Genomic DNA, 14,173 nt, shown 5'->3' with positions numbered 1-14,173 from the left:
CTATGGCACAGGTGAGCACGCGGGCGCTCCAGCGCGGGTGGGATGCGCTGTCCGCGAACCCCCGTGTCGTGGTCGCCGTCGCCGGCGGCGCGCTCGCGCTCGTGGCTGCGCTGGCGCTGTACCGGCGGCTCCGACGGACGCCCGGCGAGCGCTTTCGCGCGCTGCTGGCCGGCCGCGAGTCGATCAGTGTGCTCCTCCACCCGAATCCCGACGCCGACGCGATGGCGGCCGGGCTCGCCGTCACTGAACTCGCCGACAGCGTCGACACCGACGCGATCGTCCAGTACTCCGGGCAGGTGCGCCGCCAGGAGAACCGGGCGTTCCGGACCGTACTCGACGTGGAGTTGGACCGAATCGACCACGTCTCGGATCTCTCCGCGGAGGCGGTCATCCTCGTCGATCACAACGCACCACGGGGGTTCGCGGGCGCCGACGGCGTCCTTCCGTACGCGGTCGTGGACCACCATCCCGGCGAGGGCGGCGGCGAGGCGTACACCGACGTGCGGACGGACTACGGCGCGACGGCGAGCATCCTCGCCGAGTACTTCCGGGACACGGGATCGACGCCGATCCCGCCGGACGCCCACGAGACGGAGGTGACGGGCGCGACCCTCTCGACGCGAACCGCGACGGGCCTGCTGTACGGCATCATCTCCGACACGAACAGGCTGACCAGGGGCGCCTCCGCCGAGGACTTCGCGGCGGCGGCGTATCTGCAGCCGGGCGTCGACGAGGACAACCTCGAACGCATCGCCGACCCGGCCGTGAGCACCGAGGCGCTGGACGTGAAAGCCCGCGCCATCGCCGGTCGTGAGGTCCGCGGCTCCTTCGCCGTCAGCGACGTGGGGCGCGTCTCCAACGTCGACGCGATCCCGCAGGCGGCCGACGAACTCGTCGGGCTGGAGGGCGTGACGGCCGTCGTCGTCCTCGGACAGAAAGATGGCACAGTCCACCTCTCCGGCCGCTCGCGCGACGACCGCGTCCACATGGGTCGGGCGCTGGACGCGGCGGTCGGCGACATGGAACAGGCGTCCGCCGGCGGGCACGCGCGCATGGGCGGCGGCCAGATCGGTCCCCAGGTCACCACCGACGGGAGCGAGGAAACCCCCGTAGTCGGACGCGAGGCGCTGCTCGATCGGCTGTTCGACGCGATGGACGGCGAGCGGTAGCCCTTTTCGCGTTCGGTCCCCTCTCGTCGGTATGGCAACTGCAAGCGGAACGTGGGCGTTCCGCGACCGCTTCGGCGACCGCTTCGGTCGCACCTACTTCCGGCGGTTTGGGCCGGGCGTCGTCTCCAGCGTCGGCCTCGGGACGTACCTCGGCGACCCGACCGACGCGGTCGACGACCGCTACCGCGCGGCGCTCGTCACCGGCCTGGAGACGGGCATCAACCTCGTCGACACCGCGAGCAACTACCGGTGCGGGCGCGCCGAGCGCGTCGTCGGCGAGGCGGTCCGCGAGGCCGCCGTCGATCGCGACCGCGTCGTGATCGCGAGCAAGGCGGGGGTCCTCCCGTTCGACGGCGAGCGCCCCGACGACCCTGGCCGGTACGTCCGCGAGCGCTTCCTCGACGCCGGGCTCGTCGATCCGGCGGACTTGGCTCACGGCAGCCACTGCATCGCGCCCGGATATCTGGACGCGATGCTGGACCGCTCGCTCGACGCGCTCGGCGTCGACACGATCGACTGCTACTACGTCGACAGCCCGGAGCGGCAGCTCGCGGTTCGGGACCGCGGCGCCGTCTACGACCAACTCGGCGCGGCCTTCGAGGCGCTCGAGCGGCGCCGCGCAGCCGGCGATATCGGCGGCTACGGCGTCGCGACGTGGGAGGCGTTCCGCGTGCCCAGTGACCATGACGCGCACCTCGACCTCGCGGAAGTCCTCTCGCGGGCGCGGGCGGCCGCAGACCGGGTCGGCGTCGAGGACCACGGCCTGCGCGCGGTGCAACTCCCGTTCAACGTTCGGATGGCCGACGCGTTCACCGTCGAGGCGCACGGCGTCGGCGACACCGCCGGAAGCGACGAGAGCGGAGGCGCGGGCGGGGCCGGTGACGGACCGGTGAGCGCGCTGGAGTTCTGTCACCGGGAAGGGCTGTCGGTGTTCGCCGCCGCGAGTCTCGGGCAGGGCGATCTGGTCCATTCTGGCGCTATCCCTGGACCCGTCGAAGCGGAGTTGGCGGGGGACTCGCCGGCTCAGCGGGCGCTGAACTTCGCCCGCTCGGCGCCGGCGGTGACGGCCGCGCTCGTCGGCTGTAGTCGGCCTGAACACGTCCGCGAGAGCGTCGCCGCGGGGACGTTCGACCCGCTCGGCGCGGCGGCGTTCGACTCGGTGTTCGAGTAGGGCCGCTCGCGGGGACCGGCAGGACCCACTCGGTCCGCAGATCCGAACGAGGTGGCACGGATCGGAGAACGGGTCGCGGAGGGGCTTGGTCAGTTGTGGTCGCAGGCAGTCCTCACTGCGGGCGCGGCCGTCGCGGGCTCGGCCGTCGCGATTCAGCGAAGCTCTTTCCACTCGCGGTCGCAGTCGGGACAGCGCCGCACGGAGTACACCTCGTCTGGGGGGTTCTCTTTCGCCAGCGACTTCCCACACTCGGCGCACAGCAGCCGCTCGTAGTTGTCCTTCTCCAACTCACCCTTGCGGAGCCCCTTCCGTGTGGATTTCACGCCCTCACGTTGAGGCGGGGGGCTGAAAAGGACGGCGTTGCCCGCGACCCCGGGTACGGCAGGGCGACCCGGCGCGGCCCGGCGCGACACGGGATGACGACGAGTCGGAAGGCTTGACCCCCGTCGCGCGAAAGCGACGGCCGTGTCACGGGGACGGCTGTTCGGAACGCTGTGCGGGACGGTGTTCCTGGTAAACATGGCGCGGGTGGTGTTCGCGCCGCTGCTGTCGGAGTTCATCGACACGTTCGGCATCGGCGAGGCGACCGCCGGCCTGCTCGTCACGCTCGTGTGGGTCGGCAGCGCCGCGCCACGCCTCCCGGTTGGGTGGCTCCTGACGAAGGTGCCGCGCCACTACGTCGTGTTCGCCGCGGGCGTGGTGCTCACGCTCGCGGCGACGTTCGCGAGTCTCGCCCCGGGTATCGACGTGCTGATGCTCGCAGCCGTCGGAATGGGGCTCGCCTCCGGCGTCTACTTCATCGCGGGGAACCCCCTCGTCTCGGAGCTGTTCCCCGAGACCGTCGGCCGCGTCATGGGGATCCACGGCACCGCGAGCCAACTGGCCGCCGTCAGCGCAGCGCCGTTCGTCACCGTCGCCCTCGGGCTCGGAATCGACGCGGCCGCGGGCTGGCGCGCCGTCTTCGCAGTTCTCGCGGTCGCCGCGGCGATCGTGACGCTGCTGCTGTTCGTCACCGCCAGGAACGCCGACCTCCCGGCGGCGGGCGACGAGGACCGCGAACTGCTCGCCGCGGCCCGCGCCGAGTGGCGGACCGTCCTCACGGGCGTGCTCATCCTCGGCCTCACGGGTTTCGTCTGGCAGGGCGTGTTCAACTTCTACGAGCTGTACATGCTCGCCAAGGGACTCTCTCCGACGGTCGCCCGCAACGCGCTCACCGTCGTCTTCGGCGCTGGCGTCCCGGCGTTTCTGATCTCCGGGCGACTCGCCGACCGCCTCCCTCACGTTCCGTACCTGCTGGGCGTCCTCGCGGCGTTCATCGCGTGCCTGTTCGCGCTCGTGTCCGTCTCCGGCCTCATTCCCCTCCTGCTCGTGTCGGCGGTCACCGGCTACGTCATCCACTCGCTGTTCCCGGCGATGGACACCTACCTGCTCGACACGCTGCCCGACGCGACCCGCGGGTCCGCCTACGCCGTCTACTCGGCCTCGATGATGGTCGTGCAGGCGACCGGGTCCTCCGTCGTCGGGACGCTCCGCGGCGCCGGCTTCGCCTACGACACGGTGTTCGGTGCCGCCGCCGGCGGCCTCGTGATCTTGCTCGTCGGGCTGGTCCTCGCACACCAGGCGTCGTGGCTCCCGGAGTAGCCTGCTCGGGCGCCAACACACCCCGACGCCGTCGCGGACGCGGGATCGATCCGCCGGCGGCGCCACGACTATCACCGTGGTCCGCCCTCGATCGAACGTGTCACCGTCCATGGACTCGCCCACCGGCATCGACCCCGACGCGCGGATCGGCCGCGTGACGCTCACCGTCTCCGATCTCGATGCGGTGCTCCCGTTCTACCGCGACGCCGTCGGTCTTCGGGTTCGCGAGCGCCGCGCCGGTCGAGCGGTCCTCGGCACTGCCGACGCCGGCGACCTGCTCGTCCTCGAAGAATCCCCAGGTGCCGACCCGCGACCCCCAGACGCCGCAGGCCTGTTCCACACCGCGTTTCTGTTCCCGTCCCGGGCGGCGCTCGGTGACGCGCTCGCCCGAGTGCGTGACGCCGGCGTCGGGCTCACCGGCGCGTCCGACCACCGCGTCAGCGAGGCGCTGTACCTTCGCGACCCCGAGGACAACGGCGTCGAACTGTACCGCGACCGACCGCGCGAGGAGTGGCCCGAGTCCGGCGACACAGTGGAAATGGACACGCTGCGGCTCGATGTCGACGCGCTGCTGGCCGACCGCGCCGGCGGCGCCGATAGCGCGGGCGACGCTGCCCCTGCTGGAACCACCGTCGGTCACGTCCACCTCGAGGTGACCGACCTGGGCGCCGCCGAGACGTTCTACGTCGACACCGTGGGGTTCGACGTGCGCCAGCGCATGGGAACGGACGCGCTGTTCGTCGCCGCCGGCGGCTACCACCACCACCTCGGGCTCAATACCTGGAACCGCCGCACAGCGCCCGCCTCGGGGACCGGACTCACCGAGTTCGAGGTGATCGTTCCCGACGCCGGCGGGGTGGCTTCGGTCCGCGAGTCGGTCGCTGCCGCCGGGGTCGACGTGCGCGACGACGGCGACGGCTTCGTCGCGGCCGCGCCCGACGGCGTTCGCGTCCGCCTCTCGACCGCGTAAACCGGACCGAACACGGAGTTTCGCCCCGCCCTCGGTGCCTCTCCTCAGAACGTCAGGACCTCGACTCCCTCGGTCTCGTAGTCGGTCATCGCAGCCAGCCGTCCGGGAACCTCCTCCAGCCCGACCTCGCGGCCGACGAGGACGCTCGGGTCGAGATCGCCGGCTTCCAGCAGCCCGAGGAGTTCGTCGTAGCGCGTCGGCGGCATCCCCCGCGAGCCGAGGAAGTCCACCTCCCAGCGCGTCATCGCGTCCGTCGGCAGCGACACCTCCCCCTGCTCCGCGTCGGTCGTGAGGCCGACCTGGACGTGCGTGCCGCGCTCGCGGAGGCAGGCGACGGAGTTGCGGCACGTCTCCGCGCGACCGAGCGCGTCCAGCGAGACGTGCGCGCCGCGACCGGTGATCGATTCGACGGTCTCCGGCACGTCCACCGCGTCGCCGCGGACGGTCTCGTCGGCGCCCGCAGCCGCGGCCCGCGAGAGCGCGTCGTCGTCAACGTCGACGGCGATCACGCGGGCGCCGAGTGCGTCCGCAACCTGCACCGCCGACAGGCCGACGCCGCCGCAGCCGTGGACGGCGACCCAGTCGCCGGCGCCGACGTTGGCGCGATGTTCCAGCGCGTGGTACGCGGTCATAAACCGGCAGCCGAGGGCGGCCACGTCTCGCGGCGCGATCCCCTCCGGGAGACGCATCGCGTTGTAGTCCGCGTGCGGGAGGTGGACCCGCTCGGCGAACGCGCCCGGTGCGGCGCGCTCGAATCCGAGCGCTCGGCCGTCGAGGCAGGTGTTCCCGTGGCCATTCGCGCACTCGTGGCACGCGCCGCAGCCGAGGTTGAAGGGGACGGCGACGCGGTCGCCCGCCTCGACGGCGGTGACGCGCTCGCCGACCTCGACGAGGGTACCAGCGGGCTCGTGCCCGAGCACGAAGTCGAGCGGGACCTGATCGTCGGCCCACTCACCGTGACCCATCCACGCGTGCCAGTCGGAGCGGCAGATGCCGCACGCCTCCACGTCGACGACGACGCCGTGTGGTTCGAGATCCGGTTCTGGCACGTCGGTCACGTCGAGGGGGTCGCCGTACTCGCGGAGGACGGCCGCTTGCATAGCGCTGGATTCGTGGACGGGGATGAAAAGTCGGTGTGTCCCGGCGAACGCCGGGCCGGTCGCCTCAGCTGAGCCCGCGGATCACATGAAGTCCGACAGGCCCGACTGGCCGTCGTCGTCCTCGGCGGCGTCGGGGTCGGCGTCGCGGACGGCGTCGTGGCCGGCGTCACCGGCCGACTCGCCGGACTCCGCCGAGCCGTCGGGGTCAGCGAGGCTCGTCTGGCCGTCCTCGCTGTCGCCCGCGTCGTCGGAACCGGCGTCGCCGTGCTCCCCGGTTTCTGCACTCAGCGCGACGCCGGCGAACGCGCCGCCGGAGTGTTCCTCCATGCGCTCGGCGCGGAGGTCCTCGGCGTCCTCCACGATCGATTCCACCTTGTTCGTCGTCTCCCCCGAACCGGTGACGAAGGAGACGTGTTCCGCCTCGAACTCGTAGGCCGCGGCCATTTCGACCGTCAGCGCTCGCGGCTTGCAGTGGTGGGTCATCGCCTGAAGGTACGGGAGGACGGCGCGTCGGGCGGTGTCCATCGAGAAGCCGCCGCGCTCGGCGATGGCGCGGACCACCTCGTCGCTCGTGTCGGAGGTGGAGTGGTAGAACTGCGGGCGGCCCCAGCGGGTCCAGCCGCCCTTCGTCCCATCGCGGGCGGCCGCGACGCCGGCCGAGAGGTTGTCGCCTGCGTAGCGCCAGTAGGAGTAGTTCTGGCTGGCCCACACACGGCCGAGCCACACGTCGGCGTCGGCGAGGTGGTCGTACGCGCGGACGGCTTCCTCGGTATCGTACACCTTCAGCATGTTGTCCTCGATCCACGTCGTCAGGTCGTCGGGCGTCTCGTCCACCTCGTAGCTCGACTGGAGGGCCTCCTGCGCCGACGTACTCTCCTTGAGCACCAGATCGAGGAACGGAAAGACCCCCATCGAGCGGTCCCGGTCGCCGGTGACCACGTCCTCCAGCATGAGGTGGTCTTTGCCGTCGGCGACCGCCTGGAGGTCGTTGACGGCGCCGCGGAGGTCGCCCGCGTTGCGCTCGGCGATGCGCTCCAGCGCGTCCGCGTCGAACTCGATCCCCTCCTTGCGACAGATGTCGCGGAGGACGGGCACAATCGAGCGCGCGCCCACGTCTCGGAACTCGATGTCCTGCGTTGCGTTGCGCAGGCCGCGGCTCATCTCGTAGTACTCATTGGCGATGAGGATCACCGGCTGACCGGCGCTCTTCACGAGCGAGGTGACGGCGCTTTTGCCGCCCCGGTCGTAGTTGCCGTGGATGTTGTCGGCCTCGTCGAGGATGACGAGCTGGCGGCCGCCGGTGTCGTCGCCGCCGGCCGAGCCGCCCAGAGTGGCGTTGTTCGCCGCGCGGCCCGCGTACCGTTCGATCACGTCGGCGGTGCGTTGGTCGGATGCGTTCAGCTCGACGGTCTCCCAGCCCTTGTCGGCCGCCAGCGCGTGCGCCGCGGAGGTCTTGCCGACGCCGGGCGAACCGTGCAAGACGAGCGCCTCGCGGTGGTCGTCCCACGTGTCGGCCCACTCGCGGACGCCCTTCACCGCCTTGTCGTTGCCCCGGAGTTCCGAGAGCGAGGACGGGCGGTACGTCTCCGTCCAGTCGGTCATTACCGGAGGGAAGAGCGAGCCGCGCTTAGTGGTTGTGGACGGGGGCGGAGCCGCGACCCCGGTCGCGACCGGCACGCCGAATCGGGCGCAACTGTCGCTCGGGTATCGTTCGTGATACTCTCGGCGACGTGATTAAGTGTCCCTCGGCGGGATCACCGATAACTCGGGTGCGTCGCTGGGGGTCCCGACAGTCGGAGATCCATGACAGCGACATCACAGCGCGAATCCTCGTCCCGCGACAGAGGGGTGACGCCGGTGATCGCAACCGTGGCGATGGTCGCAATCACCGTCCTGCTCGCGGCCGTGCTGGGCTCTGCGATGCTCGGTCTGCCGGGTGGTCTCAACGCCGGACCGCCCGCGCTGACGGTGGACTTCACCTACCGGTCGGTCGGCGGCGAGTACGAGGTGCTCGCGAGTATCCACGGGGGCGAGACGATCACCAAGCAGAACACGGGGAACTTGACGCTCGTCGCCGACAGCGGACACGAGCACACCGCGCTAAAAACGCGCTACCCGCTCACCGGCGGCGACGACATCGTCCTCTCTGAGGAAACCGACGGACCCGTGCCGCCCGGCACCGACGTTCGGTTGATCTGGACGAGCCCCGACGGCGGCCGATCGACGGTCATCGCGCTCGGGCGGACACCGTTTTGAACGCACGGGCTCCGTGCGATCCCGAGAGCCGACCCCGAGCGATCACGGCCGGTCACAGCCCGCAGGGTTTTCGACCGCCGGGGCGCTACCGCGACCATGAGCGAGGAACTGGGCACGCCAGTGCTCGACGATCACCTCCATCTCGACCCCGAGCACGGCCGCGGGATGGCCGCCGTCGACGACTTCGCCCGCCTCGGGGGGACGCACCTGCTCGTCGTCAACAAGCCCTCGTGGCACCTGGGTCCGGTGCCCTCGGAGGCCGACGATTTCCGTCCCGTCTTTGAGACGACCGTTGCAGTCGCACGCGAGGCCAGCGAGCGGCTCCGCGGCCGGGCGTGGCCGGTTCTGGGCGTTCATCCGGGACTGGTCTCTCGGCTCGTCGACGACGGGGGGTACGACCCGTCGGGGGCGCGGGAGCTGATGCGCGAGGGCATCGGCGTCGCCGCGGAGTTCGTCGCCGACGGCCGCGCGCTGGGGCTGAAGTCGGGTCGACCCCACTACGACGTTTCCGACGCCGTGTGGACGGCGTCGAACGCCGTGATGCGGCGGGCGTTCGAACACGGCGCCGAGTTGGACTGCGCGGTCCAGTTACACACCGAGGCGAGCGAGGACCTCACCGAGGTCGCCGAGTGGGCCGCCGAGGCGGGGATGGACCCCTCGCGCGTCGTGAAGCACTACGCGTCCGGGGAGCTGGCCGGCCCGACGCCGAGCGTGATGAGCGAGAAGGACTGGCTGCGGACCGCCGCCGAGCGCGGAGAGCCGTTCCTGATGGAGACCGACTTCGTCGACGATCCCGAGAAGCCGGGGATGGTGCTGGGGCCGAAGACCGTTCCCCGGCGCGTTCGATGGCTGTTGGAGGAGGGGTACGAGGACGCGGTGCGGACCGCCCACGTGGAGACGCCGCGGGCGGTGTACGACATCGACACCGAGGCGACGCTGTCGGACCCGACGTTCCGCGGGTGAAGACGCGGAACGTCGGCAACTGTGACCGGTATCGATGCTTCGGTGTGCCACGGAAGATCGGCTGCAAACACCCGAATCGGCCGTGATCGCCGGGCGTTCGGGGAGAAGAAAGGCATATCAATACAGGCCGAAACCGTGTGGGTATGAGCGAATCCGAGGAGACGTTCTACACCGCCGATCGGTGGCAGAACTGGCTCGACCGTGTGGCCGAAGAAGATCTCGACCCCGAAAACGAGGACTCCGCCCGGTTGCTGCTCAATCTCCAGGACGACACCGCGATCGCGGTCGCGAAGATCCTCGCGGCCTACGACGACGGCCGTCTGAACGAGGAGGAGGCAACCGAGGAGGTCGCAGACATCCGCGACATCGTGCTCGCGGATGTCGACATCGCCGACGAGGAGAAGGCGATGCTGATCGACGGCGTGCAGACGAGCCTCGTATGCGTGTTCTACACCGCCGAGGAGTACATCGTCGGGGGTCCCGCCGAAGAGGGGAGCGTCGCCGAGTACGTCGACGCCGCCGCGGCCGCAGAGGCCGAAGAAGACGTCGACGCCGCGCTCGGTTATCTCGTCCAGGCGGGCACGCGCATCATCGACGGGGAGAAACTTCCGATGGACCTGGTCGAGGATCTCGAGTACGGCTTCGTCTCCGAGTGGGTCAACGGCCTCGACTCGCTGCAGTCGGCGATGGCCGACCCGGAGGTCGTCGAGGAAGACGAGTAGCGCCCGCGTGGGGGCTTCCGATTTGATACTCCGTCCCGCACGCTTATCAGTGCCCTCCGGCTACACCGCCTCATGACGGATCGGGGGGATGGACACAGGAAACGCGATCGCGCCGTCACGGTCCAGATCGGCGCGGTGATCCTCTTCGGATTCCTGATCGTCGCGCTCTCGACGTACCAGGCGACGGTGGTCCCCGACCAGAACGCCGCGGTCGAGTTCCGCCACAGCCAGGCGGTCCAGACCGACATGATAACGCTGTCGTCAAGCATCACGGCGACCGGTCGGACCGGCGACGCCGCACCGGTGACGGTGAAGCTGGGTACCCGCTACCCCCGCCGGACGTTCTTCGTGAACCCGCCGCCGGCGTCGGGGAGGCTGCAGACGGTTGACCCGCCTGGACCCAACGGGGTCTCGCTGGGGAATCTCACGGTGGTGAGTTCGGTCGATAGCGAGGCAGGCGATTACTGGAACGCCTCCGGAAATCGGAACAAGTCCACGACGTTCGTCGTATACCGCCCGAGCTACAACAACTACCGCGAGGCTCCGACGACGCGCTACGAGTCGAGCGTCGTGTTCAACCGGTTCCCCGGCGGGGCGAACCTCACGCTGACCGACCAGAGCGTCGTCGAGGGCGATCGTATCACGGTGGTCGCAGTGTCGGGCGACCTCGGCCGAAGCGGCGTCTCGGCGGTGACGGTCGATCCGGAGGCGGTGAGCACCGTCTCCAGGCGCGAGCGCGTCTCCGGGACGCTCAACGTCACCATCCCGACGACGCTGAACGCGACCCGATGGGAGGAGCTTCTGGCCGACGAGATCGCCGACGGGTGGGTGAACGGGACGCGGAACGCCCCGGGCGGGGTCACCATCGAGTTGAACGACTCGCGAACGTACTCGCTGGGCATCGCGGCGGTCCACGTCGGCTCCGGCGAGGCTCCGGATCGATCGCCGGCGTACCTCGACGTTGAGCAGCGTCCCTCGGAGATGACCGCGGGGACGACCCGCGAGGTCGTCGTCGAGGTGCGCGACCAGTTCGGGAACCCAGTCGCCGGCGTCGGCGTCACTGGTGTCGCGAGTGACGGATCCTTCGCAAACGGCGCCTCGACGACCGTCCGAACAGACGACCGAGGGCGCGCGGTGTTCGAGTACACCGCCGGGAGCGCGGACGCGACGCTCGACTTCTCGTTTGACTCGAATCCCGCTGTGGTGTTCAACGAGACGACTCCCGAAGACGCTCGCGTGAGCGTCACCGTGACTGACGCGCCCGGCGGTGGCGGCGGAGCGAGCACCTACGACTTGGTGTGGGACACCGATAGGATCACGAGCGACAACACTGGCGTCACGTACTACGCCGCGAACGACACGCTGGTCGTCGACAGAGCCACTTCAGGGGGAAGCCTCCAGATGACCGCGCGAGCGACCGACGGGGGTGACGACGTCTCAGGCGTGTCGGTCGACTACGCCTCGAACAATACCGCAGGCGCAGACTTCACCGGCGGCGACTCCGAGGGCGTGACCGGCAACGATGGTCGGTCGACGGTGACGATGGACCTCGGTGCTGGAAATCAGACGGCGAAGGTGTACGCCTCCTCGGCGCAATCGAGCGACATCCTCTCGGTCAGAATCCGCAGCAGCGGCGGGGGTATCTACTACCGCTACTACGAAGCCGACTTCGGTAACGAGGGTCAGCCGTCTGACCTGAACCTCGACTCCAGAACGCCGGTCGAAACCGGCGAGAAGCTACAGTTCACCATCGGCCCGGAGAACCGAGAGGACAACTTCGCGTACGCCTACACCGCGTACATCGACGTACCGCAAAACGGGACGTACACGTTCTACACCAATTCCGACGACGGGAGTTGGCTGTACATCGACGGGACTCAGATCGTCGACAACGGCGGCGACCACGCGGCACAAGAGGAGAGTGGGTCGGTGACGCTGACCGAAGGCCAGCACAACATCACCATCTACATGTACGAGAATCGGGGACGACAGGTTCTCGACGTGTCCTGGGAGGGTCCCGGAACGGGCGGGAAGCAGGCGATTCCGACAAGCGTGCTGACGCCCAGGCCGACCGCCAGCGGTGAAGGCGGTGCCGGGACACTCCCGTCCAACGCCGACGCGTTCAACGACGCCAACGGCAATGGCGAGTACGACAGCGGTGAGACGACCTACACCGCCTCCGACTTCGACGCAAACGCTGGGAGCGGACCTAACGGTGACTTCGGGAACCAAGACATCGTCTTGGCGAAGGACATCACCGTCGGGAAACTCGATATGAGTGCGGGATCGTTCACCGCTCGTGACGTCACGGTCGAGACGACGACGGAGAACGACGTCGTCATCTCGACGAACCGGGGAATCGACCTCCGCGGGTCGACGGTGGAGACCGGCAACGGCAACGTTATCGAATTGAAAGCGTCACAGAACACGGCCGGGTTCGATATCGACATCAGAAACGCACGGCTCGTCGGTGGAAACCCCGGCAACAGAATGACAGCCAGTACGCCCGGCGGGGAACTCCTGTTCAACCAGGCGGGTGGGGGAGAACTGGGGACTAGACTCGAACGCCCGAACGGTAACGCACAGACCCTGATCCTCCAGAGTGGCACGAAGAACGGTGAAGACGGACCGCAGCCGGAGAAAGGAACCATCGACGGGTAGGTGACAGAGTCACCACCTCGCCTGAGTTCGACAATCGACGTATCTCACCATCGACAGACCTACAACCCAGTTTCGTTTAGGGCCAGCCATGACAGCAGTGGGCATCGACGCGATCGAGATCTGGACCGGGAAGCTCCAACTGAATCTCCCGGAGACGTTCGCCCCGGCGAAAGGCGAGGACCCCGGCAAGTACACCAAGGGCCTCGGCCTCGAGACGTCCTCGTTCCCGGACGCCTACGAGGACATCGTCACGATGGGCGCAAACGCCGCAAAGCGCCTGATGGACCGCAAGGGGCTGGACCCGCAGGACATCGGCCGCATCGACGTGGCGACCGAGTCCGCCTTCGACAACTCCAAGCCGGTCTCGACGTACATCGCGGGGTGTCTGGAGCAGGTGTACGACGGCGACTTCCACCACGCGAACAAAGGCGAGCGGAAGTTCGCCTGCGTCGCCGGCACGCAGTCCATCGACGACGCGTACAACTGGATCAAGGCGGGGCGCAACCGCGGCCGGTCGGCGCTGGTCATCGCGACCGACACGGCGCTGTACGCCCGCGGCGACCCCGGGGAGGCGACCCAGGGCGCGGGCGCGGTGGCGATGCTCATCTCCGAGAACCCGTCGGTCGTCGAGCTGTCGACCGAGCAGGGGTACGGCAGCGCCGACGAGACGGACTTCCTGAAGCCGAACCAGCAGTTCCCGAGCGTCGACGGAAAGCGCTCGATGCAGGTGTATCTCGCGCGGATGCGCGAGGCGCTGACGGACTTCGAGTCGGTCGCGTGGGACGCCCATCCCGACGACTTCGCGTACGTGCCGTTCCACACGCCGTTCCCGGGGATGGTCCGGAAGGCGGGCCTGCTCGGCTACCGACACATGATCCGCGACACCGAGATCGAAGACGCGCTCGAAGGCCGGATCGGGCGCCAACCCCGAGAGGAGGACTTCGACGACTGGGAGTCGTACGAGGAGGCCATCCGCGCGTACATGGACGACCTCAAAGAGACCGAGGAGTACCAGAGCTGGTACGCAGATATAATCGAGCCGACACTAGACATCTCGCGACGCGTCGGCAACTGGTACACCGGATCGGTCCACATCGCTCGCGCCTCGGCGCTTCGCCACGCCGCCGCGAACGACGTGGACCTCGCGGGACAGAAGCTCCTCGTCGCGTCGTACGGCTCCGGCGCGCAGGCAGAAATCCACGCCGAGACCGTCGCCGACGGCTGGAAAGAAGAGATCGAGGCGGCCGACCTCGAGGACCAGCTCCAGCGGCGGTACGACCTCTCGTACGACGAGTACGAGCAGGTCCACGACCGCCACAACCACGACATGGACGTGGAACTGGAGGAGTTCACCCACCCCGACGGCGAGTTCGTCTTCACCGGCTGGGGCCGGATGAGCGAGCGGAAGTACGACTACGTCGAGTAACGTCGCGCTCATCACCGACGAGCGAGGTCGACCCGGGGCGCCGGTGCGCGGCTCTCACACACGACTGCAACGCCTTTTGCCCGCGGGCGTCGAA

At 69.1% G+C, this 14,173-nt stretch carries 12 protein-coding genes; 9 read left to right on the top strand and 3 right to left on the bottom strand.

Features of this window, described 5'->3' with window-relative positions:
- Positions 1 to 2 precede the first annotated feature (2 nt).
- Both BUE16_RS13365 and BUE16_RS13360 read left to right on the top strand, forming a co-directional pair.
- On the top strand, positions 3 to 1,169 hold the full coding sequence (locus BUE16_RS13365) for a DHH family phosphoesterase (RefSeq protein ID WP_073310566.1): 1,167 nt from the start codon (positions 3 to 5) through the stop codon (positions 1,167 to 1,169).
- Positions 1,170 to 1,200: 31 nt separating this feature from the next.
- A complete protein-coding gene (locus BUE16_RS13360) occupies positions 1,201 to 2,340 on the top strand; it encodes an aldo/keto reductase (protein WP_073310564.1) in 1,140 nt (379 codons plus the stop codon).
- Between the two features lie 152 nt (positions 2,341 to 2,492).
- On the opposite strand, the gene BUE16_RS17020 is transcribed toward BUE16_RS13360, so the two are convergent.
- On the bottom strand, positions 2,493 to 2,663 hold the full coding sequence (locus tag BUE16_RS17020) for an HVO_0758 family zinc finger protein (protein ID WP_200778444.1): 171 nt from the start codon (positions 2,661 to 2,663) through the stop codon (positions 2,493 to 2,495).
- A gap of 142 nt (positions 2,664 to 2,805) precedes the next feature.
- Here BUE16_RS17020 and BUE16_RS13355 point away from each other — a divergent pair, with 142 nt between their 5' ends.
- The gene (locus tag BUE16_RS13355) at positions 2,806 to 3,981 is read left to right on the top strand and encodes an MFS transporter (RefSeq protein WP_073310562.1); all 1,176 of its coding nucleotides are present in this window, start codon (positions 2,806 to 2,808) and stop codon (positions 3,979 to 3,981) included.
- Positions 3,982 to 4,090: 109 nt separating this feature from the next.
- On the top strand, positions 4,091 to 4,951 hold the full coding sequence (locus tag BUE16_RS13350; RefSeq protein WP_073310560.1) for a VOC family protein: 861 nt from the start codon (positions 4,091 to 4,093) through the stop codon (positions 4,949 to 4,951).
- Positions 4,952 to 4,995: 44 nt separating this feature from the next.
- On the opposite strand, the gene BUE16_RS13345 is transcribed toward BUE16_RS13350, so the two are convergent.
- Complete coding sequence (locus tag BUE16_RS13345; RefSeq protein WP_073310557.1) at positions 4,996 to 6,051, bottom strand: zinc-dependent alcohol dehydrogenase family protein; 1,056 nt, start codon at positions 6,049 to 6,051, stop codon at positions 4,996 to 4,998.
- Between the two features lie 81 nt (positions 6,052 to 6,132).
- Entirely contained in the window at positions 6,133 to 7,653 is a 1,521-nt protein-coding gene (locus tag BUE16_RS13340) for a replication factor C large subunit (protein WP_073310555.1), read from the bottom strand.
- 201 nt (positions 7,654 to 7,854) lie between these two features.
- Here BUE16_RS13340 and BUE16_RS13335 point away from each other — a divergent pair, with 201 nt between their 5' ends.
- The 5 genes from BUE16_RS13335 to hmgB all read left to right on the top strand — a co-directional run bounded on the left by BUE16_RS13335 (position 7,855) and on the right by hmgB (position 14,079).
- Positions 7,855 to 8,307: a type IV pilin gene (locus BUE16_RS13335; protein ID WP_079991654.1), complete on the top strand. Its 453-nt coding sequence runs from the start codon at positions 7,855 to 7,857 to the stop codon at positions 8,305 to 8,307.
- 96 nt (positions 8,308 to 8,403) lie between these two features.
- Positions 8,404 to 9,270, top strand: coding sequence for a TatD family hydrolase (locus BUE16_RS13330; protein WP_073310551.1), 867 nt, complete (start codon positions 8,404 to 8,406; stop codon positions 9,268 to 9,270).
- A 143-nt stretch (positions 9,271 to 9,413) separates the two neighbouring features.
- Positions 9,414 to 9,992, top strand: coding sequence for a DUF2150 family protein (locus BUE16_RS13325; protein ID WP_073310549.1), 579 nt, complete (start codon positions 9,414 to 9,416; stop codon positions 9,990 to 9,992).
- A gap of 72 nt (positions 9,993 to 10,064) precedes the next feature.
- Complete coding sequence (locus BUE16_RS13320; protein ID WP_073310547.1) at positions 10,065 to 12,653, top strand: PA14 domain-containing protein; 2,589 nt, start codon at positions 10,065 to 10,067, stop codon at positions 12,651 to 12,653.
- Positions 12,654 to 12,741: 88 nt separating this feature from the next.
- The gene (gene hmgB / locus BUE16_RS13315) at positions 12,742 to 14,079 is read left to right on the top strand and encodes a hydroxymethylglutaryl-CoA synthase (protein WP_073310545.1); all 1,338 of its coding nucleotides are present in this window, start codon (positions 12,742 to 12,744) and stop codon (positions 14,077 to 14,079) included.
- The last annotated feature ends 94 nt before the right edge of the window (positions 14,080 to 14,173 follow it).

It is taken from the genome of Halobaculum gomorrense, assembly GCF_900129775.1.
Lineage (GTDB): Archaea > Halobacteriota > Halobacteria > Halobacteriales > Haloferacaceae > Halobaculum > Halobaculum gomorrense.
This window is presented reverse-complemented; position numbering and strand designations above follow the sequence as displayed.

Coding starts and splice junctions, on each gene's coding strand:
- BUE16_RS13325 (WP_073310549.1), top strand. CDS start 9,414: ATGAGCGAATCCGAGGAGACGTTCTACACCGCCGATCGGTGGCAGAAC.
- BUE16_RS13330 (WP_073310551.1), top strand. CDS start 8,404: ATGAGCGAGGAACTGGGCACGCCAGTGCTCGACGATCACCTCCATCTC.
- BUE16_RS13345 (WP_073310557.1), bottom strand. CDS start 6,051: ATGCAAGCGGCCGTCCTCCGCGAGTACGGCGACCCCCTCGACGTGACC.
- BUE16_RS13335 (WP_079991654.1), top strand. CDS start 7,855: ATGACAGCGACATCACAGCGCGAATCCTCGTCCCGCGACAGAGGGGTG.
- BUE16_RS13360 (WP_073310564.1), top strand. CDS start 1,201: ATGGCAACTGCAAGCGGAACGTGGGCGTTCCGCGACCGCTTCGGCGAC.
- BUE16_RS13365 (WP_073310566.1), top strand. CDS start 3: ATGGCACAGGTGAGCACGCGGGCGCTCCAGCGCGGGTGGGATGCGCTG.
- BUE16_RS13340 (WP_073310555.1), bottom strand. CDS start 7,653: ATGACCGACTGGACGGAGACGTACCGCCCGTCCTCGCTCTCGGAACTC.
- hmgB (WP_073310545.1), top strand. CDS start 12,742: ATGACAGCAGTGGGCATCGACGCGATCGAGATCTGGACCGGGAAGCTC.
- BUE16_RS13350 (WP_073310560.1), top strand. CDS start 4,091: ATGGACTCGCCCACCGGCATCGACCCCGACGCGCGGATCGGCCGCGTG.
- BUE16_RS13320 (WP_073310547.1), top strand. CDS start 10,065: ATGACGGATCGGGGGGATGGACACAGGAAACGCGATCGCGCCGTCACG.